This window comes from Luteimonas terrae (genome assembly GCF_004358165.1).
Lineage (GTDB): Bacteria > Pseudomonadota > Gammaproteobacteria > Xanthomonadales > Xanthomonadaceae > Luteimonas > Luteimonas terrae.
Genome location: NZ_SMTG01000002.1, coordinates 137713 through 160337, shown reverse-complemented (window position 1 = coordinate 160337; position 22625 = coordinate 137713). Strand labels below are relative to the sequence as shown.

The window sequence follows — 22625 nt, the reverse complement described above, 5'->3', positions numbered from 1 at the left end:
GCAGTGACTCTTTGCAAGCCATCCGCGTCGTGCTGCGGATGAAGGGTGTCGGCTTGACTGCTCGACGGTTCGAACCTAGCCACCCGAACCCGGCCTCAGACTGAACAACGCCTGTCTTACTTCGCCTGCACGCGAGGCTAACGACGCTGCAACCGCTTACACGCACTCGTGGCGCGGATACGCGGTTTCGAGCGGCTTCCCGGGTCCGGAATCGGCCCGGCGGCAATTCCTTTAACATGCGCCGATTCCCGCCTTGCAGCACCGAATGAACACCCGCTACAACGCCGCCGACATCGAAGTCCTCTCCGGCCTGGACCCCGTCAAACGCCGTCCGGGCATGTACACCGACACCGCGCGCCCGAACCATCTGGCGCAGGAAGTCATCGACAACGCCGTCGACGAGGCCCTTGCCGGCCACGCGCGCGAGATCGCGGTGACGCTGTTCAAGGACGGCAGCTGCGAAGTGGCCGACGACGGGCGCGGCATGCCGGTCGACATCCATCCCGAGGAAAAGATTCCCGGCGTGGAGCTGATCCTCACCCGTCTGCACGCGGGCGGAAAGTTCAGCAACAAGAACTACACCTTCAGTGGTGGCCTGCACGGCGTGGGCGTCAGCGTGGTCAATGCGCTGTCGACGCTGGTGGAGGTGCACATCAAGCGCGAAGGCCAGGAACACCGCATCACCTTCCGCGACGGCGACCGCGCCACGCCGCTGGAAGTGGTCGGCACGGTGGGCAAGAAGAACACCGGCACGCGCGTGCGCTTCTGGGCCGACCCGAAGTACTTCGACAGCCCGAAATTCAGCGTGCGCGCCCTGCGTCATCTGCTGCGCGCCAAGGCCGTGCTATGCCCCGGTCTGACGGTCACGCTGCTCGACGAGGCGACCGGCGAGCGCGACCAGTGGCTGTTCGAGGACGGCCTGCGCGACTACCTCAAGGGTGAACTGGCCGAACGCGAGTTGCTGCCGCCGGACCTGTTCGTCGGTGCGCTGAAAAAGGACACCGAAACCGTCGACTGGGCGGTCGCCTGGGTCGTCGAAGGCGAGCTGGTGCAGGAGAGCTACGTCAACCTGATCCCGACCGCGCAGCACGGCACCCACGTCAACGGCCTGCGCACCGGTTTCACCGACGCGCTGCGCGAGTTCTGCGACTTCCGCAATCTGCTGCCGCGCGGCGTGAAGCTGGCGCCCGAAGACGTCTGGGACCGCGTCGCCTTCGTGCTGTCGATGAAGATGACCGACCCGCAGTTCTCCGGCCAGACCAAGGAGCGGCTGTCGTCGCGCCAGGCCGCGGGCTTCGTCGAGGGCGCCGCGCATGATGCTTTCAGCCTGTGGCTCAACCAGCACACGGACCTCGGCGAGAAGATCGCCCAGCTCGCGATCGATCGCGCCAGCGCGCGTCTGAAGACCGAGAAACAGATCGTCCGCAAGAAGGTCACGCAGGGCCCGGCGCTGCCGGGCAAGCTGGCGGACTGCATCAGCCAGGATCTCTCGCGCACCGAACTGTTCCTCGTCGAGGGCGATTCGGCGGGCGGCAGCGCCAAGCAGGCGCGCGACAAGGACTTCCAGGCGATCCTTCCGCTGCGCGGCAAGATCCTCAACACCTGGGAAGTGGCGAGCACCTCGGTGCTGGCATCGGAAGAAGTGCACAACCTCGCGATCGCGATCGGCTGCGACCCGGGCAAGGAAGACATCTCCGGCCTGCGCTACGGCAAGGTCGTGATCCTCGCCGACGCCGACTCCGACGGCCTGCACATCGCGACCCTGCTGTGCGCGCTGTTCCTGCGGCACTTCCCGGCGCTGGTCGCGGCGGGTCACATCTTCGTCGCGATGCCGCCGCTGTTCCGTGTCGACGTGGGCAAGCAGGTGTTCTACGCGCTCGACGAGGAAGAGAAGCGCCTGCTGCTCGACAAGATCGAGCGCGAGAAAATCAAGGGCCAGGTCAACGTGACCCGCTTCAAGGGCCTGGGCGAGATGAACCCCTCGCAGCTGCGCGAGTCGGCGATCCATCCCGACACGCGCCGGCTGGTCCAGCTGACGGTCGAGGACGACGTGCAGACGCGTTCGCTGATCGACATGCTGCTGGCGAAAAAGCGGGCCAGCGATCGCAAGGCGTGGCTGGAGACCAAGGGCGATCTGGCGACGCTGGATGTCTGACGACAGGTGCGGATGACGGTGCGGCCGCCGTCCTCCGCACACTGCGCCCCCGATGCTCGACTACACCATCCCGGTTCTGCTGATCGTCCTGCTCGGCGCGTGGCTCAAGCGCAGCCGCTTCGCGCCGGACGGTTTCTTTCCGGCGATCGAGTGGTTCTCGTTCTTCGTGGCGTTTCCGGCGTTGCTGTTCGTCAACACCGCACGGCTCCAATTCTCCGGGACCGCGCTGCGTGACCTGACCGCCGCGACGCTGCTGCCGACGCTGGCGATGGTCGCGCTGCTGGTGGCCATGCTGCCGCTGGCGCGCCGCCTGCCGGACCCGAGTCGCTCGTCGATCATCCAGGGCGCCGTGCGGCCCAGCACCTATTTCGGCCTCGCCGTCGCCTCGCTGCTGTTCGAGGACGCCACGGCCGCGCTGGTGATGCTGGCGCTGGCGATCTGCCTGCCGGTGGTCAACGTGGTGGCCGTGGTCGCGCTGGCCTGGTGGAGCGGCACGCGCGTGAGCGCGTCGGGTATCGCGATGGCATTGGCGAAGAATCCGATCATCGTCGCCACCATCGCCGGCGCGCTGGTGAACGTGTCGGGCCTCGCACTGCCCGCATCGCTGGCCAACGGACTGGACATCGTCGGCAGCGCATCGCTGGCACTGGGGCTGGTGTGCGTGGGCGGCGGCCTGGATTTCCGCTGGTCCAGCGCACGACCGCTGTCACTGGGCGTCACCTCGGCGCTGAAGCTGCTGGCGCTGCCGCTGCTGGCGGTCGGCATCTGCCGTCTGCTCGGCGCCGATGACATGGTGACGCGCGCGGCCTGCTTCTACGCGGCCCTGCCGACCGCCTCGAACGCCTACATCATGGCCCGGCAGATGGGCGGCGACGCGCCGCTGATGGCGTCGCTGATCACCCTGCAGACGCTGCTGGCGATCGCTACCGTGCCACTCGCCCTGCACATCCCAGGCTGGCTCGCGGCGATCGGTACATAACGCTTCCATAACGCCTGAATAGGCACCCCGCGGCACACTCGGGCCATGCCAGTTCCCGACCGCCATCTCGATCTGGGCTGCGGTGACGCGCCCCGGAACCCGTACGGACGATCGCAGCTGTGCGGCATCGACATCCGCATGCCGGATGGAGACCTCGCCCACGAACACCGGGTCGCCAACCTTGTCGTCGCGCCGATTCCGTACCCGGACGACAGCTTCGGCTCGGTTTCGGCCTATGACTTCATCGAACACGTGCCGCGGATCTTCCCCGACAGCCGCGGCGGCACGACCTTCCCCTTCATCAATCTGATGAACGAGATCTGGCGTGTACTGGCCCACGACGGCCGGCTGTATGCGCTGACGCCTGCGTTCCCGCACACCGACGCCTTCGTCGATCCGACCCACGTCAACATCATCACCGACGAGAGTCACGCCTACTTCTGCGGCGCGTCGCCCGACGGCCGCATGTACGGCTTCCACGGGCATTTCGAAGTCGTGCGCGTGGTGCGGACCGAGCGCGGCGCGGCCTACAGCGCCCTGCCCGGCTCGCCGCAGAATCACGGCCCACGCAAGCTGGCCGCGCGCGCACTGCGACGCTGGATGCGCTGGTTGCGCGGCCGCGCCCACACGCCGCGCGCGCCGTATCTGCTGTGGGAATTCCGCGCGGTGAAGTCGCCGCGCTGATCAGGACCGTTCGGAGGTCTCGACCACGCGTTCTGGGATGCGATGCGTGCGCCCGAGCTGGGCGAAGATCGCCGCCGACGCCAAGGTCAGCGCGCCGATGCACACGAACGTCCAGCGGAACGCGGCCAGCAGCGGCGCATCGCCGGCCGGCTCGCCGCTGAAGGCGCCGAGCAGTCCGCCCGCCGTGGCGACGCCCAGGCTCATCGCCAGCATCATCACCATCGACAGCAGGCTGTTGCCCGCACTCGCGGCCGGACCTTCCAGATCGCGCAGCGCGAGGGTGTTCATCGCGGTGAACTGCAGCGAGTTGACCGCGCCAAACACCGAGAACTGCACGACGTGCAGCCACAGCGGCTGGTCCACGTCGACCAGCGCGAAGCTCGCCATCGTCAGGCCGGTCAGCACGGTGTTGACCACCAGGACGTTGCGATAGCCGAAGCGCTGCACCAGCGGCACGACGATGCGTTTGGAGAACATGCCGGCCAGTGCGACCGGAATCATCATCAAGCCGGCGTGCGTGGGCGGAAATCCGAGCGCGACCTGCAGCAGCAGCGGAATCATGTACGGCATGCCGCTGCTGCCGAGCCGCGCGAACAGGTTGCCGAGCAGGCCGACGCTGAAGCTGCGCGTCCTGAACAGCGTCAGCGGAAACAGTGGCGCGGCCGATCGTGCCGCATGCAGCCAATAGGCCACCAGTGCCGCGAGACCAGTGACCAGCAGCACGACCAGCGCCGCGTGTCGCGCGGCATGTCCGGACAGCGCCTCGACCGACAGCGAGATGGCGATCAGACCGAAGGCCAGCATCGCGTAGCCCGGCAGGTCGAAGCGGGCGACCGGCGCACGCAGGTCGGGCATCCACTTCAGCGCCGCGACCGTGCCGGCGATGCCCAGCGGCAGGTTGATCAAGAAGATCCAGTGCCACGACGCCGCATCGGCCAGCCACCCACCGAGCGCGGGACCGATCAGGGGACCCACCAGCCCAGGCACGGTGACGAAGCTCATCGCCGCGAGAAACGCGGTGCGCGGCACCGCGCGCAGCACCGCCAACCGGCCGACCGGCATCATCATCGCGCCGCCGACACCCTGCAGCACGCGGGATGCGACCAGCACATCGAGATTCGGCGACAGCGCGCAGGCCAGCGAACCGAGCGAGAACAGGGCGATCGCCGCGACGAACAGGCGCCGGGTGCCGAGCCGGTCGGCCAGCCACCCGGACGCGGGAATCAGCATCGCGACCGTCAGCGCATAGGCGACGACCACCGACTGCATGCGCAGCGGCGACTGGCCCAGATCGACCGCCATCGACGGCAGCGCCGTGTTGACGATGGTGGTGTCGAGCATCTGCATGAACACCGCGGCCGCGACCAGCCACAGCATCGGCCGGAACGGGCGCAGGGCTTCGCGGTCGGTGGCGCGGCTCATCGGGTCAGCGGGCGTGTCGCGCTCAGCTGCCGCGCGCGTAAGCTGCCGCGCGTTCGAGCAGTGCCTGCAGCAGCGGCGTCAGTGCGGCGGCGCGATCGTCGCGCCATTCGAAGCTGTCTTCGTCCATGTAGCAGCGCTGGCTGATTTCCAGCTGTACCGCTTCGATGCCCGCCTCCGGCCGGCCGAAATGGCGGGTGATGTGCCCGCCCTTGAAACGGCCGTTGGCGACCCAGCCGTAACCGGTCTGCGCGGCGAGCACCGCTTCGAGCGCCGTCTGCAGCGCGGGGCTGCAGCTCGCGCCGCCGGCGGTGCCGAGGTTGAGATCGGGCAGGCGCCCGTCGAACAGGAACGGCAGATCGCCCTTGATCGAGTGGCCTTCCCACAGGACCACGCGGCCATGTGCCGCGTGCAGTCGCGCGATTTCCGCCTGCAGCGCCGCATGGTAGGGACGCCAGTAATGCGCCACGCGAGCGCGGACCTCGGCCTCGTCGGGCTCGAGGCCGTCGCGATAGACGGGCGTGCCGTCGAACTGCACCACCGGGCACAGGCCGGTCGTGTTCTGCCCCGGATACAGAGAGACATCGTCCTCGGCGCGGTTGAGATCGATGACGTAGCGCGAATGCGCCGGCACCAGCACCGAAGCGCCGAGTGCGCGGGCGAACGCGTACAGGCGTGCGATGTGCCAATCGGTGTCGGGTACGCGACGCGCGCTCGGCGTGAGCCGCCCGGCAATGGCGTCGGGCACGCGCGTGCCGTCATGCGGCAGACTGATCAGCAGCGGGACGGTGCCGCGGTGCAGCTCGAAAATCGGGGTCTCGGTCATCGGCGCATTGTAGGCACCGGGCCGTTGCGCCGGCGTGCGCTCAGCGCATCAGCACCACTTCCTCGGCACTGGTCGGATGGATCGCGACGGTGTCGTGCAGATCGTCGAGCGTCGCGCCCATCTTCAGCGCCACCGCAAAACCCTGCAGGATCTCGTCGGCGGCATCGCCGAGCAGATGCAGGCCGACCACCCGCCGGTCCTCGCCCACGCAGATCAGCTTGAACAGGCTGCGCTGCGGCGATTCCGCCAGCGCCTCGCGCATCGGGCGGAAGTTGCTGCGGTACACGTGCACATCGTCGCCATGGGCCGCCCGGGCCTCGGCCTCGGTCATGCCGACCATCGCCAGCGGCGGGTGCGAGAACACCACCGAAGGCACGTTGTCGGCATCGAGCTTCGCGTCCGGCTTGCCACCGAACAGGCGGTCGCAGAGCCGTCGCGCCGCGGCGATCGCCACTGGCGTCAGCGCCGGGCCACAGCCGCAGATGTCGCCGACCGCATAGACACCCGGCGCAGGCGTCGCCTGCCAGGCATCGACGGGAATGTTGCCGCGCGCGTCCGGCGTGATGCCGACAGTGTCGAGCCCGATGCCGTCGGAATTCGGCCGGCGCCCGGTCGCGAACAGCACCTGGTCGTAGCCGCCGCGCAGACTGCCGTCGACCGCCTCGAGCTGCAGACGGCCATCGGCCTCGCGGTGCACGGCCGCCAGCCCGTAGCCGAACACCAGTTCGATGCCCTGCTGGTCGTAGTTGTCCTGCAACTGCTCGACGAGCTCGGCATCGGCCTGGCGCAGCAGCCGCTGCTCGCGCACGAAGACATCGACCTGGCTGCCCAGCGCCTGCAGCACGCCCGCCAGTTCGATCGCGATGTAACCGCCGCCGATGATCGCGACCCGCGCCGGCGCTTCGCACCAGCTGAAGAAATCGTCGGACACGCAGCCCAGATCCGCGCCCGGCACGTCCGGACGCTGCGGGTGCGAGCCGGTCGCCAGCACGATGTGCGGCGCGGTCAGGCGCGTGCCGTTCTCGCACTCCACGAGGTCGCGTCCGGCGAGGCGACCGCGCGACGGCAGCACGACGATGCCGTCGCGGTCCAGGCGCTTGCGGTAGCTGTCGTGGATGCCGTGGATGTAACGCTGGCGGTCGGTGATGAACGACGGCCAGTCGAAGGCGACGCGCGTGTCCATCGGCAGATCGAAGCCGAAGCGTGCGCCCTGTTCGATGCGCAGGCGCAGGTCGGCCGCGAGCCACATCGCCTTCTTCGGCACGCAGCCGACGTTGACGCAGGTGCCGCCGAGCTCGCGCGGTTCGAGCAGGGCGACGCGCTTGCCGTACTCGGCGGCGCGGAAGGCCGCGGCGAGTCCGCCGGAGCCTCCGCCGATGACGATCAGATCGACATGCAGCAGATCGGTCTCGTCGCTCATGCGAACCGCGCCGGTGCGTAGGGCGCGGGATCGAAGCGCGGCGCGCGGCCGCAGATCAGATCGCTCATCAGATGTCCGGTTGCAACGCTCATGCTGACGCCGAGCATGCCATGCCCGGTCGCGAGCCAGAGGTGACGATGGCCGGGCGCGGCGCCGAGGATCGGCACGTCGTCGATGCTGACCGGTCGCCAGCCGAACCATTCTTCCTCGCGCACCGGACCGACCGGTTCGTGCAGATATTCGCGCGCCGCACGCTCCAGCGCATCCAGGCGCACGCGGTTAAGCGAGCGGTCGTAGCCGGAAAATTCCATCGTGCTGCCGAGCCGGAAGCCGCTGTCCCAGACCGTGACGCAGACGCTGCGCTCGTGCAGCACCATCGGGTGGCGCGGCACGAGGGACGGGCGCGCGTAGGTGATCGAATAGCCCTTGCCCGGCTGTACCGGCACGCGCATGCGCAGGGTCCGGGCGAGCAGCGGCGACCAGGCACCGGTGGCGAGCAGCAAGTCGCGTCCGGCGAAGGCCCCCTGCCGCGTCTGCACCCGCACGCCCTCGGCGGTCTCGTCGATCGCGAGCACTTCGGCCTGTTCGGTCAGTTCGCCGCCCAGCGCGCGGAACGCCCGTGCAAGGCCGGCGACGTAGCGGTCGGGGCGCAGGCGCGCATCGCCCGGAAAGCGGATCGCGCCGACCACGCCTTCGCGCAGTGCCGGCTCCTGGCGCAGATAGTCGGCGCCCTCGATGCGTTCGACCGCGACACCCAGCGCGCGCAACTGTTCCGCTTCGTCCTCGAACGCGTCGAAGTCCGCGCGGTCGCGATACACGTAGTCGACGCCCGACGCCTCGAACTCGCAGTCGATGCCGAGCGTGTCGAGCCAGTCCGGGAACGCGGCGCGCGAGGCTTCGAGGATCGTCGATCGCGCCTGCATCGCCCGCAGCCAGTCGCGGCGGTTGCAGCGCGCGGCGAAACCGGCGAACCAGCGCCACAGTGCCGGATCGAAGCGCGGGCTCACCCGGAACGGTGCGTCGGGCATCAGCATCCAGCGCAGGGCCTTGGACACGGTACCGGGCGCGGCCAGCGGCGCGGCATGGCTCGGGGTGATCGTGCCGCAGTTGCCGTGCGAACTGCCGCTGCCCGCGGACCCGGCCTCGAGCACACGCACGCGCCGCCCGGCCTGCAGCAGCGCGATGCCGCTGGCGAGGCCGATGACCCCACCGCCGACGATCAGGACGTCGTCACGTGCGCTCACGACATCAGGCTCATGCCAGCGCCGGCATGCGCCGCCACCCCGGACGGCGTCCGTAGGTCAGCCAGCGCCAGGTCCATTCCATCGGTCCATAGCGGTGATGCGACAGCCAGACGTGGCTGATCGCGACTTGCAGGGCGAACACGCCCAGCACGAAACCGGTCTGCATCGCGCGACCCCACTCGCCCCACAGGCCGAGGCCGTAGCCGTAGAACACCAGCGAGCAGATCAGCGACTGGCCGAGGTAATGCGTCAGCGCCATGCGCCCGGCCGGCGCGAACAGGTCCAGCACGCGCGCGCCGACGCTCGATGTCCACGCCAGCACGATCAGCGCGACGTAGGCCAGCGCCATCGGCAGCGCGCCGAACAGCATCAGGCTCTGGGCGAGCATCGCCGCCGGATCGAACACGCCGCCTTCGAACCGCGTGCCCACGCCGACGGCCGCCGCGGTGAACAGCAGGCCGGTCGGCAGCGCGATCGCCAGCAACCGCCACCAGAACCCGCGATGCGTGCGCGGTGCCTGCAGCCAGCCGCCGGACATCAGCCAGCTGCCGACCAGGAACACGCCCAGCACCATCAGCACCATGAACATCTGCCCCATCAGTCCGATCTGCGCATAGTCGCGCACGCGCTGCGCGAGGACCGCGCCGAAACCGCCGTCGGGATAGACCTGCGCGGCACGTCCGGCGGCCGCCGAAAAGGCGCCGACCATGTCGCCCATCACCTCGGCCGGCACCACGTAGAGCACCAGCGCGTTCAACAGATACATCGCCGCCATGCCCAGATACAGCAGCCCACCGGTCAGCAGCTGCCACTTCGGCGCCAGGCTCCGCATCACCATCAGCAGCGCGCCGGCCATCGCGTAGGTGTGCAGGATGTCGCCCGGCCACAGCAGCACGATGTGCAGCAGGCCGAAGGCCAGCAGCGCGCCTATGCGGCGCAGGTAGACGCGCTCGACCGACAGGCCGGACGCGGCGATGCGGCCGCTCATCAGCACGAAGCCCATGCCGAACAGCAACGAGAACAGCGTCCAGAACTTGCCGGCGACGAACACGTGCACGATCCACGCGACCGCATGGTCGAGGCCGGTCGCGCCGGGCGCGATGCCCGCGCCCATCTGCTGCATCGGCCGGTTGAACCACTCGATGTTCATCGCGAACACGCCGAGCAGCGCGATGCCGCGCAGCACGTCCATCGAGTCGAGGCGTTCGCCGGTGGGCACCGGTCCGAGCGCGGGCTGGGTCTGCATCCTGCGGTCCTCGCGGTGGCGCACGCCGCCGGCACCGGTGCCGGCGGCGCGGGTGTCGCTCAGTGGTGGTGGCCGCCGTCACCGTGCACGTGGCCGTGCTCGATCTCCTCGGCCTGCGCTTCGCGCACGTCGACGATCTCGATGTCGAACTGCAGGTCCTTGCCGGCCATCGGGTGGTTGAGGTCCACGTCGACGACGCTCATGCCGACCTTCTCGATCGTCACCGCGCGCGGGCCGAAGCTGGTGTTGAGCACGACCTGCTGGCCGACCGAGAGCTTCTGGTCGCCGAAGTGCTTCTTGGGCACGCGCTGGCTCATGCCTTCGCGGCGCTCGCCGTAGGCATCGGCGGCGGTGACGTCGGCCTTGAAGGTCTCGCCGGCCTCGCGGCCTTCCATCGCCTTCTCTAGGCCCGGAATGATGTTGCCGTGGCCGAACAGGATGGCGAGCGGCTCGCGCTCGCGCGACGTCTCCACCGGCTCGCCGCCGGCCTCCGCAACGCTGTAGTGGAAACGGACGACGCGGTCTTTCTCGATCTTCATGGACGGTTCCGGATAACGCGCCTGGGCCGCTTGAGGAGGATGGCGCGGCTGGGGCACGATGCCGGCGGTCACAACCACCGGGCGCCCGCATGCAAGCAACCCCGCATTATCCCGACTCCGGCGCGCCGGCGCCAATCGGTGCCGCGCGGCTGGCGCTGGTGTCGATCGCGGTTGCCGCCGCCTTGAGCGCCTGCGGTCGCAACGACGTGCGCCCCACCCCGCCGGCCGCCACGACCCAGGCCACGCGCACCTGGACGCCGGTCGCGCCGGCGGATCCGGCCGCGGCGAACGCGGTGCTGATGCGCGCAATCAGTCTCGTCGGCACGCCCTACCGCTACGGCGGCAACACGCCCGAGGGCGGCTTCGACTGCAGCGGCCTGGTCAACTACGTGTTCCGCGACATGCTGGACCTGCGCCTGCCGCGGACCTCGCGCGAGCTGTTCGCCTTCCAGGGCCCGAAGATCCAGCCCGAGCGGCTGGCCACCGGCGACCTGGTTTTCTTCGGCAGCGGCGGCAGCGTCACCCACGTGGGCATCTACGTCGGCGAAGGACGCTTCGTGCACGCGCCGAGCACCGGCGGCACCGTCCGGCTGGACCATCTGGACGGCAGTTACTGGGTGCGGAATTACTCGGGCTCGAAACGTGTCCTCCATTAGAGTCTCCACACGCTCTTCACTGAATTGTGAGCAAAAACGAGCACTTGGCCGCATTCATTAATTTTTGTTTAACAACTTTCACATTCTCGTCCGGTAGCTTCCCCCGCTGGTCCGCGACAATGTGAAACCCACGTGACGAAGACAGACGCAACGCAAGGCCCTCGCGCCGCCCGCCACAGCCGCCTTCGCAATGCCGTCGTCGCCACGGTTCTCGGCCTCGCAGCCACCCCCGTCTTCGCAGGTCCCGGCCTCGCCGGCGACTCCGCCGACCAGATCGTCGAGACCACATCGGTCGCCCGCGCACTCACCGCTCCGACCGCCCAGGTCGCCCAGCCCGAGATGCTGCTGGCCAGCGACATCAACCAGCTGATCGCGATGGACGTCGACAAGCCGGTCCAGGCCGACGGCCGCGTCGAGGGTCTGCTCAAGCGCGCCCTGACCCTGATCGGCACGCCCTACCGCTGGGGCGGCTCCAGCCCCGACAGCGGCTTCGACTGCAGCGGCCTGGTCGGTTACGTGTTCCGCACCGCGCTGGGCATCGACCTGCCGCGCGTTTCGCGCGACATGGCCCAGAACGGCGAGCGCGTCGAGCGCACCGCCCTGACCGCCGGCGATCTGGTGTTCTTCGGCCGCCGCGGCAACCGCATCGACCACGTCGGCATCTATCTGGGCGACGGCCGCTTCGTGCACGCGCCGCGCACCGGCAAGGACGTGATGGTCTCCGAGCTGGACACCGGCTACTGGGCGACCCGCTTCAAGTCCGCGCGCCGCGTCGCCGGCGTCTGAGGGGCCAGCCCTCGGGGAGAACGAAAGGCCGCCGCGAGGCGGCCTTTTGCGTTGTGGGATTGGGCTCCGTGGCTTTCTTGAATCCGAGTAGCGAGGGCTGAGCGACGCCAGCCGACTATCCGACGTGTGCATTCCACCCCTTCCCCCGCAGGCGGGGGAAGGTTGGGATGGGGGCGAACCGTCGGATCCAGCTATGGCCGAGTTCCACGTAATGACTGGCCGCTTGGATCAGATGCGCAGAGATTTGACGCCTCGCCCCCACCCAACCCTCCCTCGTGTCACGGGGGAGGGCTCAAAGCCGCGCCGTGCAGCGCACCTCAAACAGAAAAGGCCGCCCGAGGGCGGCCTTTCCAACATCGAACAACGGGGCGGTGACGACCGCCCCGCGTCAATGCATCACGCGCGGCTGTCGCGGCGTCCCTGCTGCGGGCGGCCGGCGCCGGCGCGGTGCTGCTTCGGACCGGCATGCGCGTGCGCGCTGCGGTCGGCCGGCTTGCCGTGGCCACGGTTGCCGGGCTTGCGCGGGGCGCGCTCGCCGCCGGGCTTCTGCTCGCCCATGCGCGCACCGGGACGGCCACCCGACGGCTGGCGACGCTGACCGCCCCCGTTCTTCGGAATCGGCGCATCCAGGCGCACCGGCTGGCTCGGCTCGAAGCCTTCGATAGTGCTCATCTCGATGTCGGCCTTGAGCATGCGCTGGATCTGGCGCAGCAGACCGCCCTCTTCGGGCGACACCAGCGACAGCGCCTCGCCCGTCGCGCCGTTGCGGCCGGTGCGGCCGATGCGGTGCACGTAGTCCTCGGCGACCATCGGCAGGTCGTGGTTGATCACCAGCGGCAGGTTGGGGATGTCGAGACCGCGGGCGGCGACGTCGGTGGCCACCAGGATGCGGGCGCGGCCGGACTTGAACATGTCCAGCGCCTTCTGGCGCTGCGCCTGGCTCTTGTTGCCGTGGATCGCGACCGACGGCAGGCCCGATTCGGCGAGCTGCTCGGCCAGACGGTTGCAGCCGTGCTTGGTCTTGCCGAACACCAGCACCTGGTCGGTGTGGCGCCTGGACAGCAGTTCGACCAGCAGATCGCGCTTGCGGCTGTTGTCGACCGGATGCGCGCGATGCGCGATGGTCTCGGCGATCGTGCTGTTCTGCGCCACCTGCACCTGCTGCGGATCGCGCATGAACTCCAGCGCCATCGCCTTGATGCGCGGCTCGAACGTGGCCGAGAACAGCAGCGTCTGGCGCTGCTTGGGCACGCGTCCCAGGATGCGCTTCATCTGCGGCAGGAAGCCCATGTCGAGCATGCGGTCGGCTTCGTCGAGCACCAGCAGTTCGACGGCATCGAGCTTGGCGTGGCCGCTGTCCATGTGGTCGAGCAGGCGGCCCGGGCAGGCGATCAGCACGTCGACGCCGCGACGCAGGTTGTCGATCTGCGGCTGCATGCCGGCGCCACCGAAGATGGTGGTGACGTTCATGCGCAAGTGGCGGCCGTAGGTCTTGAGATTGTCGGCGACCTGCACCGCCAGCTCGCGCGTCGGCACCAGGATCAGCGCGCGCGGCTTGCGCGGGCCCTTGGGCGGGGTTTCCTTGGCGAGACGCTGCAGCAGCGGCAGGCCGAACGCGGCGGTCTTGCCGGTGCCGGTCTGGGCGCCGCCCAGCACGTCGTGGCCGGCGAGGATCAGCGGAATGGCCTGTTCCTGGATCGGCGTCGGCGTGGTGTAGTCGGTTTCGGCGAGCGCGCGCAGCAGCGCGGGCGAGAGCCCGAGGGTTTCGAACGTGGTCATGCGATGACTCCAGTGGTCCATGCGCGAACGACAGCCGGCCCGCATGCGCGGGCAGCGGCACGCAGCCGTTGCGATGGTGTGGACCCGGCGCTATCCCTGAACCGCGCTGCTGGATCCGGTGTGACGGCACCCGAAGAACCGGGGCCGTGTCTGCGCGACGATAGACGTGCGGGGGTCACAACCGGACGGTGCGGAGCACCGGCGGCAGACCAGGATCGTGCCGGAGGCCGGTGAAGGCCGAAGGTGAGCGACCGCGCTGCAGACCGGCGCAGTCTACGGCATGGCCGCTGCCCGCTCCAGATGCGCACGGCGACACGCTGCATCCGCGTTCATGCCCCTGTGCGCTGGGCGACCCGTGTGGCACCCTCCCGGCCGACTGATCCGGGGAATTCGACATGGCCGCAGGTTCTGGCGCACAGGGCGCCGCACTCGTTGCTGGACGCTGGGCGCTCGCCAGCCTGTTCGTCGTGCTCGGCGGTTGGCGGGTCTGGGGCGCGATCAACGGCGCGCCCCTGTCCAACACCGCCTTGCTGCTGAGCCTGGGCGAACTGGTGCTGGGCGTGCTACTGCTCGCCGGCTGGCGCGTGCGCTGGGTGGCGCTGGCGGCCGCGGCGCTGCTGGTGGCCGATGCGGTGCTGTCGCATCCGTTCTGGGCGGTGCGCGCCGGCCTGCAGGACAGCCAGTTGCTGCATTTCATGAAGAACATGGCGATCGCCGGCGGCTTCCTGCTGCTCTCGGCCACCGGTTCGAGGAAGTAGCACCATGGCCGCCGAAGCCCACGCGACCACCAGCCAGCTGATTTCCGTCGTCGCCCTGCTGGGCGCGGCGGTGGTCGCGGTGCCGCTGTTCCGCAAGCTCAGGCTGGGCTCGGTGCTCGGCTATCTGGCCGCAGGCCTGGCGATCGGTCCGTTCGGTTTCGGCTGGTTCTCCGATCCGCAGGCGATCCTCCACGTCGCAGAACTGGGCGTGGTGATGTTCCTGTTCGTGATCGGCCTGGAAATGCGGCCCTCGCACCTGTGGAGCCTGCGCCGGCAGATCTTCGGCCTCGGCGCACTGCAGATCTGCCTGGCGATCGCCGCGCTGACCGTGGTCATGACGCTGTTCGGATTCGACTGGCGCATCGCCTTCGTCGGCGCGTCGGGCTTCGTGATGACCTCGACCGCGGTGGTCATGCAGCTGCTCTCGGAACGCGGCGAGATCGCCCTGCCCCACGGCCAGAAGATCGTGTCGGTGCTGCTGTTCGAGGATCTGCTGATCGTGCCGCTGCTGGCGCTGATCGCCTTCCTCGCGCCGACGCCCGAGGCCGCGGCGGATGCGCCCTCGCGCTGGGTGTCGGTCGCGATCGGCATCGGCTCGTTGGCCGCGCTGATCGTCGCCGGCATCTATCTGCTCAATCCGATGTTCCGCGTGCTCGCCGCAGCCAAGGCGCGCGAGGTCATGACCGCCGCCGCGCTGCTGGTCGTGCTGGGCGCGGCGCTGCTGATGCAGCTGGGCGGACTGTCGATGGCGATGGGCGCGTTCCTGGCCGGCGTGCTGCTGTCGGAATCCTCCTTCCGCCACCAGATCGAGGCCGACATCGAGCCCTTCCGCGGCATCCTGCTGGGCCTGTTCTTCCTCGGCGTCGGCATGGCGCTGGATCTGGCGGTCGTGGCCGCGAACTGGCCGCTGATCGTCGGCGCGGTGCTGGCGCTGATGGCGACCAAGGCGCTGTGCATCTACATCGTCGCGCGCGTGACCCGCAGCGCGCATCGCGAAGCGCTGGAACGCGCGGTGCTGATGGCGCAGGGCGGCGAGTTCGCGTTCGTGCTGTTCGCCGCCGCTGCCGCCAACAGGCTGATCGATGCCGAGGTCAACGCCAACCTTACGGCCGTCGTCGTGCTGTCGATGGCGCTGACGCCGCTCGTCGTGCTGATCAGCGGCCCGCTGACCCGCCGCATCGAAGGTCCTTCGCTCGACGGCGTCGACGTGGTCGAGAACCAGACCGGCAGCGTGCTGATCATCGGCTTCGGGCGCTTCGGCCAGGTCATGAGCCAGTCGCTGCTGGCGCGCGATGTCGACGTGACCATCATCGACACCGACATCGAGATGATCCAGAGCGCGGCCGAATTCGGCTTCAAGGTCTACTACGGCGACGGCACGCGGCTCGACGTGCTGCATGCCTCGGGCGCGCACAGCGCGCGGGCCATCGCGATCTGCGTCGACGATGCCGACACCGCCGACCGCATCGTCGAACTCGCGCAGCACGAATTCGCCCACGCCAAGCTGCTGGTCCGCGCCTACGACCGCGCGCACGCCCTGAAGCTGGTCAACGCCGGCGTCGACGTACAGGTGCGCGAGACGTTCGAGTCGGCGGTGCTGTTCGGCGCCGAAGCGCTGCGCGCGCTCGACGTGCCCGACGACGAAGCAGACGCAATCGCCGAGCAGGTGCGTCGCCTCGATACCGAACGCTTCGAACTCGAGACCGCCAGCAACGACACCCGCGCCGGCATCCCGCTGATCATCAAGAACACCGCCGCGCCCGGCCCCAAGCCGACGCCGCTGACCCGGCCGAAGCGCGAGAGCCGCTCCTTGAACAGCGACGCGTCCACGAACTGAGTCGGGACGCGACACTGCTTCGTCCGGGAGCGCGCTGGCACGCGCCACCGGTCGAAGCGGCGGGCCGGTGCGCGGCCCACCGGCTCGCATCCCGTTGGGAACAGCGAGCCGCCAAGCCCCGCAAGGCCGACGCCGGCCGGCCGTGCCCCCCGCCGCTGCGGCATGACCTTCGACACCCCCTCGCATCCGGACGCAGGCGTAGAGTGCGCGCACACCGGGCGCCGCCCGGCGGTCCTTCCTTTCGGAGATTCCACGTGATTGCCACTGCTCCCAAGCGCCTGCTGCTGACCTGCTCGGTCGTGCTGGCGCTGTCCGCCTGTTCCGGCGGCCAGGATGCCACCCCGGCGACGGATGCCGCCCAGACCCCCGCCGCCCCCGAGGCGAAGACGCTCACGCTCGACGAGAGCACGTTGCCGGGCGTGAACCGGTTCGAGATCGGCGATCTCGACACCACCAAGAATGCCTGTACCGATTTCGACGGCTACGCCAACGGCAAGTGGCTCGCGGCCAACGCCATTCCCGGCGACCGCACCTCGTGGGGCGCGTTCGAGATGCTCGACGAGCGTTCGACCGCGATCCAGCGCCAGCTCGCCGAACAGTCGGCCGCCGATACCGCGGCGACCGGCGTGGAGAAGATCGTCGGCGACTTCTGGTCGACCGGCATGGACGCGGCCAAGATCAACGCCCAGGGCATCGAGCCGCTGAAGACGCGCCTGGCCGCGATCGACGCGCTGGCCGATGGCCCGGCCGTCGCCGAGTATCTGCGCACGACCTACGCGCGCGGCGAAGGCGGTCTGTTCGGCTTCGGCCCCGAGGCCGATTTCGACGCGCCGACGATGAACATCGCCTACGCAATGCAGGGCGGCCTCGGCCTGCCCGATACCACCTACTACACCGACGCCGACAAGGCGCAGGTGCGCGAGCAGTACGTCGCGCACATCGCCAAGACGCTGGAGCTGTCCGGCGTGCCGGCCGCCGATGCGCAGACGCAAGCCAAGGCCGTGCTGGCATTCGAAACGCGCTTGGCCTCGAAGTCGAAATCCAGCGTCGAGATGTCGCGCGACGTGAAGCTGTTCTACAACCCGGTCACCCCGGCCGAGGCCGATGCGCTGACGCCGAACTTCCCGTGGACAGCGTTCTTCGAATCGCAGGGCGTCGCGGTGCCGGAGAAGTTCTCGCTGGCCATTCCGGACTTCCACAAGGAAGTCAGCGCCATGCTCGGCGACACGCCGGTCGGCGACTGGCAGGCGTACCTGCGCTACCACCTCGTCGACGGCGCTTCGCCGTACCTGGGCGATGCGTTCGTGCAGGAGAACTTCGACTTCTACGGCAACAAGCTGCGCGGCCAGAAGGAACTCAAGGCCCGTGAGAAGCGCGTGCTCGACACGCTCAACGACGAAGCCGGCGAAACGCTGGGCCAGCTGTACGTGCAGGTCGCGTTCCCGGCCGATTCCAAGGCGCGCATGGAGACGCTGGTCAAGAACCTCTCCGAGGCGCTGAAGGTGCGCATCGAGAATCTGGACTGGATGACCGACGAGACCAAGGCCAAGGCCATGGAGAAGTGGGCCTCGTTCACGCCCAAGATCGGCTACCCGGACAAGTGGCGCGACTGGAGCGGCCTGCAGACCTCGCGCGACAGCTACATCGGCAACGTGATGGCCGCCACCGAGTTCAACTACAAGTGGGCGCTGTCGAAGATCGGCAAGCCGGTCGACAAGACTGAGTGGGGCATGACCCCGCAGACGGTCAACGCCTACTACAACCCGCTGCAGAACGAGATCGTGTTTCCGGCGGCGATCCTGCAGCCGCCGTTCTTCGATCCCAACGCCTCCGACGAGATCAATTATGGCGGCATCGGTGCGGTGATCGGTCACGAGATGACCCACGGCTACGACGACCAGGGCAGCCGTTTCGGCCCGACCGGCAAGTTCGAGAACTGGTGGACCAAGGCCGATGCGACCGGCTTCACCGGCCGCACCGATCTGCTGACCTCGCAGTTCAACAGCTATGAGGCCGCGCCGGGCAAGCACGTCGACGGCAAGCTGACGCTGGGCGAGAACATCGCCGACCTCGGTGGTCTGGCGACCGCCTACGACGCGATGAAGAAGGCGGTGGGCGAAACGCCCGATCCGATGACCGACGGACTGAGCCGCGACCAGCGCTTCTTCCTCAACTGGGCCACGGTGTGGCGTCGCAACTTCACCCCGCAGGAACTCGACGTGCGGCTGAAGACCGACTCGCACGCGCCGGCGAACTTCCGCGCGATCGGCGCCCCGTCGAACCTGCCCGCGTTCGCGGCCGCGTTCTCGTGCAAGCCGGGCGACCCGATGGTCCGCGGCGGCGACCAGCAGGTCGTGATCTGGTGATCGTTCCGCCGCGCGCGTGACGACGAAGCCCGGCAGCGATGCCGGGCTTTTTCGTGGGTGGGACTTGCCATCGCGAAACATCACGAGCGCGGGGAATCTGTCCCTTCCCCCGCGTGCGGGGGAAGGCTGCGATGTTGGCGAACGATCCGATCGCAGCGGCTTCGGATTCCAGCCACTGAGGTCTTGCTCCAACAGTGATTGCCGATCCTGACGGTTCGGCCCAACCCAACCCTTCCCCGCACGCAGGGGCGGACTTCGAATACCTCGCACGCGCGCACTGTGCGGATGTCTACACGCCCAATCCCGCTTCATGTTGCGGCCCCGCGGCTTGCTAGACTTGCGCGATTCATGCCTCGCACGGACTCCGCAATGCCGATCCAGCACACGCTCGCCCGCCCCGCTCTGCTCGCCGCCTCGATCGCATTGCTGGTCGGCCTGAGTTCCGATGCCGACGCCCAGCGTCGCCGCGCCGCCGCGCCGAAGGGTCCGCCGCCGGTGACCGCGTGTACCGATCTCTACAGCTTCACCAACAAGGACTGGCTGGCCGCGAACACCGTGGTCGCCGGCCAGGGCACGCGCTCGGCGCTCGGCGAGCTGCAGGCGCTGGCGCTGACCCAGCAGCACGACCTGCTCAATGCCGCGATGACGTCGCCGCAGAACGACGTGCAGCGTCTGCTCGGCGACTTCTGGGCCAGCGGTCTGGACGAGGCCGCGGTCGAGGCCGACGGTGCCAAGCCGATCGCGCCGCTGATCGCGCGCATCGACGGCATCCGCCGCACCCGCGACATCGCCCCGGCCCTCGCCGCGCTGCACCAGGTCGGCATTCCGGTGCTGTTCGATTTCGGCGCCGAGGTCGATCTCGCCGATCTCAACCGTCACGTCGGCTATTTCACCCAGGGCGGTCTGGGCCTGCCGGACCCGGCTTACTACAGCCGCGGTGACGCCGAGACCCAGCAGATCGTCGCGCAGTACACCCAGTACGTGCGCAACATCCTCGCACTGACAGGCACGGCGGAAGACCGCCTCGATGCAGAGACCGCGCTGGTGATCGATCTGGAGCGCCGCATCGCCGCGGTCTCCCGGCCGGTGGCAGAACTGCGCGATCCGCGCACGCAGTACGCCCTGGTCGATACCGAGGGCTTGGACAAGCAGTACCGCCGCCTGCAGCTGGGCACCTTCCTCGCCGCGCAGAACGTGCAGGCGCCGCAGGTCTCGCTGGCCAATCCGGAACTGTTCGCGCAGCTCGACACGCTGGTCAATTCGCTCAAGGCCGAGCAGTGGAAGGCCTATCTGCGCTTCCACATCGGCAATGCGATGGCGCCGTATCTGTCCAAGAGCTTCCGCGACGCGGAGTTCGACTTCCACGGCCGCATCCTGCGTGGCGAAAGTGCGCAGCCGACCCGCCAGCAGCTGGTGCTGGGCGCGATCAACCGTGCCGCCGGCCCGATGATGTCGCGCGAGTACGTCGCCGCCCACCTGCCCGACGCCAGCCGCACGCGCGCCGAGGCAATCGCCACCCAGGTGCGCGACGCGCTGGGCCGCGGCATCGAGCGCAACACCTGGATGAGCACCGCGGCGAAGACCGAAGCCCGTGCCAAGCTCGCCGCGCTGAAGATCGAGATCGGCGCGCCGGTGCAGGACATCGACTACACCGTGCAGCCGATGGGCCGCGCCAGCTTCGGCAGCAACATGCTGATCGCCTCGACCTGGCGTCATGCGCAGGAAATGCGTCGCATCGGCCAGGCCAATGCCGCGCGTCGCTGGGACGTGCTGCCGCAGACCCCGGCGCTGGCCTACGACCTGGCGCAGAACCGCCTGATCGTCTCGGCCGCCGTTCTGCAGCCGCCGGTGTTCGACGTGGCCGGCGACAACGCCGCGCTGTACGGCACCTTCGGTGCCCTGGTTGGCCACGAGCTGAGCCGCGCGGTCGACGTCAAGGGCAAGCTGGTCGACAGCACCGGCACCGTCCGCACCTGGTGGAGCACCGACGACGATGCCGGCTGGCTGACCGCCACCGACAAGCTCGTCGCCCAGTACAACGCCTACGGCTACCCGGGCCTGACCGGCACGCAGGTCAACGGCGCGCTGACCCATGACGAGAACGCGGCGGATCTCGCCGGCGTCGAGCTCGCCTGGGATGCCCTGCAGACCGCCAATCCGGAGCTCGCGCAGGCCGGCAAGGAAGCGTTCTTCCGCGGCTGGGCACAGCTGTGGCGCCAGCAGTCCGCGGTCGACACCGCGACCCGCAACGCCGCGACCAGCGTGCACGCCCCGGGCCAGTGGCGCGCCAACGGTCCGGTCGCCAACCTGCCGGCCTACACCGAGACCTTCAAGTGCGCGGCTGCCGATGCGATGACCCGCAAGGCCGAGGACCAGGTGCGCATCTGGCGCTGAGGCGGCGTTGACCTGCGATTCGCAGGCGCGCTCGAGCGCCTGCCGAATCGCCGACACCAATCAGGAAAAAGGCCGCACATCGTGCGGCCTTTTTTCATGGTGCTGTCTTCGTGCGAGCGCTCTCGTTCCGGAATGGCCCGTCATTACGGATCACGAATGACGCATCACCAGTTGAGACGCCGCTCACACCCGCCGCACATGCCGCCTGCCACCGCGATTGAACGGCGGCCGCCCGCGCCAGTGCTGCAGCAGCAGCCAGCCGAACAGCATGCCGCCCAGGTGCGCGAAGTGGGCGACGCCCGATCGCGTGCCGGTGATGCCCAGCACCAGTTCCACCAGGCCGTAGACGATCACCAGCGTGCGCGCGCGCATCGGGATCGGCGGGAACAGCAGCACCAGACGCTGGTTCGGGAACAGCACACCGTAGGCCAGCAGCAGTCCGAACACGCCGCCCGACGCGCCGAGCGTGGGATACGGAAACGCGCCCTGCGACAGCGACCAGGTCACCACGCCGAGCTGGCACAGCCCGGCGCCGATCACGCAGACCAGGTAATAGGTGACGAAGCGCTTCGTGCCCCAGGTGTATTCAAGCTGGGAGCCGAACATCGCCAGTGCGAGCATGTTGAACGCCAGGTGCGCGATGTTGCGCGGGTCGTGCATGAACCCGTAGGTGACCAGCTGCCAGGGCTGGAAACCCAGACCACCGACCTCGGCGCCACCGAGCGGCCACAGCATGAACCAGGCGAGCGCATTGCCGATCGCGAGCTGCAGCACGAACACGACGACATTGATCGCCAGAATCACTTTGACGGCCAGCGGCAACCTGGGAAACATCCGGACTCCTCGTTCTTCGGCGCCATGATAGCGAGCCGAACGTGTACATCATCGTGCCGGATCAGGCGTGTGCGTCGGGTCCCCAGAGCGCGGCATCGAGACTGTCCGCGACCGGCATCCGCACCCGCCCGCGGGTCACGGTCACACCGTCGGCGCGAAGCCGCTTCACCTGCTCGCGGAAGCCCGGCGAGCCATCCGGAAACGCGATGCGGCCATCGCTGCGCAGGATGCGATGCCAGGGCAGATCGGGATCGCCGTGATCGCGCAGCACCCGCGCGACCAGCCGTGCGCGGCCCGGAAGGCCGGCACGTCGCGCGATATCACCGTAGCCGGCAACGCTGCCTTTCGGCACCGCGCGGATCGCATCGAGGATGCGCTGGCGGGCGGTGCCGTAGCTGTCTTCCTCATCGGAAGGGGCTGGCACACGCACAAGATCAAGCCTGGGAGCGCGTGCGACCGAACTGCCCAAGGAACTGCGCGATGCGACCGATGACATAGAGCGCGACGCCGCTCAGGAATCCGCCTGCGGCTCCCCACAACAGCACTTGGGAGACCGCGCCACCCATACGGGGCATCACGATGAAAATCGATGCGGCGCACGCCAGGCCGAAGAGGATCAGCAGCACACCAGACTTCAGATAGATGTTGGTCAAACCGAGTCGGGACATTGAAACATCCTCGTCCGAGAGGCCACCGACTCTAG

The 22625-nt window shown here is 68.8% G+C and carries 19 protein-coding genes; 9 read left to right on the top strand and 10 right to left on the bottom strand.

Features of this window, described 5'->3' with window-relative positions:
- Positions 1–265 precede the first annotated feature (265 nt).
- The 3 genes from parE to E2F49_RS00830 are packed head-to-tail and all read left to right on the top strand — an operon-like array spanning position 266 to position 3818.
- The gene (gene parE, locus E2F49_RS00840; RefSeq protein ID WP_133392226.1) at positions 266–2155 is read left to right on the top strand and encodes a DNA topoisomerase IV subunit B; all 1890 of its coding nucleotides are present in this window, start codon (positions 266–268) and stop codon (positions 2153–2155) included.
- A 52-nt stretch (positions 2156–2207) separates the two neighbouring features.
- Positions 2208–3134: an AEC family transporter gene (locus E2F49_RS00835; RefSeq protein WP_133392225.1), complete on the top strand. Its 927-nt coding sequence runs from the start codon at positions 2208–2210 to the stop codon at positions 3132–3134.
- A gap of 45 nt (positions 3135–3179) precedes the next feature.
- Positions 3180–3818: a class I SAM-dependent methyltransferase gene (locus E2F49_RS00830; RefSeq protein WP_133392224.1), complete on the top strand. Its 639-nt coding sequence runs from the start codon at positions 3180–3182 to the stop codon at positions 3816–3818.
- Here E2F49_RS00830 and mdtD read toward each other — a convergent pair whose 3' ends face one another.
- Genes mdtD through E2F49_RS00800 form a run of 6 tightly spaced genes read right to left on the bottom strand, consistent with a single transcriptional unit; the run spans position 3819 to position 10512 of the window.
- The gene (gene mdtD, locus E2F49_RS00825; RefSeq protein ID WP_133392223.1) at positions 3819–5240 is read right to left on the bottom strand and encodes a multidrug transporter subunit MdtD; all 1422 of its coding nucleotides are present in this window, start codon (positions 5238–5240) and stop codon (positions 3819–3821) included.
- Between the two features lie 22 nt (positions 5241–5262).
- Complete coding sequence (hutG, locus tag E2F49_RS00820) at positions 5263–6063, bottom strand: N-formylglutamate deformylase (RefSeq protein ID WP_133392222.1); 801 nt, start codon at positions 6061–6063, stop codon at positions 5263–5265.
- Between the two features lie 40 nt (positions 6064–6103).
- A complete protein-coding gene (gene gorA, locus E2F49_RS00815) occupies positions 6104–7483 on the bottom strand; it encodes a glutathione-disulfide reductase (RefSeq protein ID WP_243713347.1) in 1380 nt (459 codons plus the stop codon).
- On the bottom strand, positions 7480–8727 hold the full coding sequence (locus E2F49_RS16590; protein ID WP_133392220.1) for an NAD(P)/FAD-dependent oxidoreductase: 1248 nt from the start codon (positions 8725–8727) through the stop codon (positions 7480–7482). Before E2F49_RS16590 ends, gorA begins: the two co-directional genes overlap by 4 nt.
- A gap of 10 nt (positions 8728–8737) precedes the next feature.
- Complete coding sequence (locus tag E2F49_RS00805) at positions 8738–9973, bottom strand: DUF418 domain-containing protein (protein ID WP_133392219.1); 1236 nt, start codon at positions 9971–9973, stop codon at positions 8738–8740.
- A gap of 59 nt (positions 9974–10032) precedes the next feature.
- Positions 10033–10512, bottom strand: coding sequence for an FKBP-type peptidyl-prolyl cis-trans isomerase (locus E2F49_RS00800; RefSeq protein WP_055247088.1), 480 nt, complete (start codon positions 10510–10512; stop codon positions 10033–10035).
- Positions 10513–10601: 89 nt separating this feature from the next.
- Between E2F49_RS00800 and E2F49_RS00795 the strand changes: the two genes are divergently transcribed.
- Both E2F49_RS00795 and E2F49_RS00790 read left to right on the top strand, forming a co-directional pair.
- Positions 10602–11168 (top strand): C40 family peptidase, encoded by a 567-nt coding sequence (locus tag E2F49_RS00795; RefSeq protein ID WP_133392218.1) that lies wholly within the window; start codon positions 10602–10604, stop codon positions 11166–11168.
- A gap of 132 nt (positions 11169–11300) precedes the next feature.
- Entirely contained in the window at positions 11301–11954 is a 654-nt protein-coding gene (locus E2F49_RS00790) for a C40 family peptidase (protein WP_243713345.1), read from the top strand.
- A gap of 396 nt (positions 11955–12350) precedes the next feature.
- Here E2F49_RS00790 and E2F49_RS00785 read toward each other — a convergent pair whose 3' ends face one another.
- Positions 12351–13733 carry a DEAD/DEAH box helicase gene (locus E2F49_RS00785; protein WP_133392217.1) on the bottom strand — a complete coding sequence of 461 codons (1383 nt, stop codon included), beginning with the start codon at positions 13731–13733 and terminating at the stop codon, positions 12351–12353.
- 395 nt (positions 13734–14128) lie between these two features.
- On the opposite strand from E2F49_RS00785, the gene E2F49_RS00780 reads away from it, so the two are divergent.
- From E2F49_RS00780 to E2F49_RS00765, 4 genes are all read left to right on the top strand, one after another.
- Positions 14129–14491: a hypothetical protein gene (locus E2F49_RS00780; RefSeq protein WP_133392216.1), complete on the top strand. Its 363-nt coding sequence runs from the start codon at positions 14129–14131 to the stop codon at positions 14489–14491.
- A gap of 4 nt (positions 14492–14495) precedes the next feature.
- A complete protein-coding gene (locus E2F49_RS00775) occupies positions 14496–16328 on the top strand; it encodes a monovalent cation:proton antiporter-2 (CPA2) family protein (protein WP_133392215.1) in 1833 nt (610 codons plus the stop codon).
- 278 nt (positions 16329–16606) lie between these two features.
- Positions 16607–18694 carry a M13 family metallopeptidase gene (locus E2F49_RS00770; RefSeq protein WP_133393395.1) on the top strand — a complete coding sequence of 696 codons (2088 nt, stop codon included), beginning with the start codon at positions 16607–16609 and terminating at the stop codon, positions 18692–18694.
- Between the two features lie 369 nt (positions 18695–19063).
- Positions 19064–21088: a M13 family metallopeptidase gene (locus tag E2F49_RS00765; RefSeq protein ID WP_133392214.1), complete on the top strand. Its 2025-nt coding sequence runs from the start codon at positions 19064–19066 to the stop codon at positions 21086–21088.
- A 183-nt stretch (positions 21089–21271) separates the two neighbouring features.
- Here E2F49_RS00765 and E2F49_RS00760 read toward each other — a convergent pair whose 3' ends face one another.
- The 3 genes from E2F49_RS00760 to E2F49_RS00750 all read right to left on the bottom strand — a co-directional run bounded on the left by E2F49_RS00760 (position 21272) and on the right by E2F49_RS00750 (position 22590).
- Positions 21272–21922: a rhomboid family intramembrane serine protease gene (locus E2F49_RS00760; protein ID WP_133392213.1), complete on the bottom strand. Its 651-nt coding sequence runs from the start codon at positions 21920–21922 to the stop codon at positions 21272–21274.
- Positions 21923–21983: 61 nt separating this feature from the next.
- Positions 21984–22346, bottom strand: coding sequence for an MGMT family protein (locus E2F49_RS00755; protein WP_243713343.1), 363 nt, complete (start codon positions 22344–22346; stop codon positions 21984–21986).
- Between the two features lie 10 nt (positions 22347–22356).
- Positions 22357–22590, bottom strand: a complete 234-nt coding sequence (locus E2F49_RS00750; RefSeq protein ID WP_055247074.1) for a hypothetical protein — start codon at positions 22588–22590, stop codon at positions 22357–22359.
- Positions 22591–22625 lie beyond the last annotated feature (35 nt).

Excerpts from the sequence above, each read along its gene's own strand:
- E2F49_RS00765 (WP_133392214.1), top strand. The coding sequence starts at position 19,064 with ATGCCGATCCAGCACACGCTCGCCCGCCCCGCTCTGCTCGCCGCCTCG.
- E2F49_RS00805 (WP_133392219.1), bottom strand. The coding sequence starts at position 9,973 with ATGCAGACCCAGCCCGCGCTCGGACCGGTGCCCACCGGCGAACGCCTC.
- E2F49_RS00760 (WP_133392213.1), bottom strand. The coding sequence starts at position 21,922 with ATGTTTCCCAGGTTGCCGCTGGCCGTCAAAGTGATTCTGGCGATCAAT.
- E2F49_RS00800 (WP_055247088.1), bottom strand. The coding sequence starts at position 10,512 with ATGAAGATCGAGAAAGACCGCGTCGTCCGTTTCCACTACAGCGTTGCG.
- E2F49_RS00785 (WP_133392217.1), bottom strand. The coding sequence starts at position 13,733 with ATGACCACGTTCGAAACCCTCGGGCTCTCGCCCGCGCTGCTGCGCGCG.
- E2F49_RS00775 (WP_133392215.1), top strand. The coding sequence starts at position 14,496 with ATGGCCGCCGAAGCCCACGCGACCACCAGCCAGCTGATTTCCGTCGTC.
- E2F49_RS00780 (WP_133392216.1), top strand. The coding sequence starts at position 14,129 with ATGGCCGCAGGTTCTGGCGCACAGGGCGCCGCACTCGTTGCTGGACGC.
- E2F49_RS00750 (WP_055247074.1), bottom strand. The coding sequence starts at position 22,590 with ATGTCCCGACTCGGTTTGACCAACATCTATCTGAAGTCTGGTGTGCTG.
- parE (WP_133392226.1), top strand. The coding sequence starts at position 266 with ATGAACACCCGCTACAACGCCGCCGACATCGAAGTCCTCTCCGGCCTG.
- E2F49_RS00830 (WP_133392224.1), top strand. The coding sequence starts at position 3,180 with ATGCCAGTTCCCGACCGCCATCTCGATCTGGGCTGCGGTGACGCGCCC.
- gorA (WP_243713347.1), bottom strand. The coding sequence starts at position 7,483 with ATGAGCGACGAGACCGATCTGCTGCATGTCGATCTGATCGTCATCGGC.
- E2F49_RS00795 (WP_133392218.1), top strand. The coding sequence starts at position 10,602 with ATGCAAGCAACCCCGCATTATCCCGACTCCGGCGCGCCGGCGCCAATC.
- mdtD (WP_133392223.1), bottom strand. The coding sequence starts at position 5,240 with ATGAGCCGCGCCACCGACCGCGAAGCCCTGCGCCCGTTCCGGCCGATG.
- hutG (WP_133392222.1), bottom strand. The coding sequence starts at position 6,063 with ATGACCGAGACCCCGATTTTCGAGCTGCACCGCGGCACCGTCCCGCTG.
- E2F49_RS00835 (WP_133392225.1), top strand. The coding sequence starts at position 2,208 with ATGCTCGACTACACCATCCCGGTTCTGCTGATCGTCCTGCTCGGCGCG.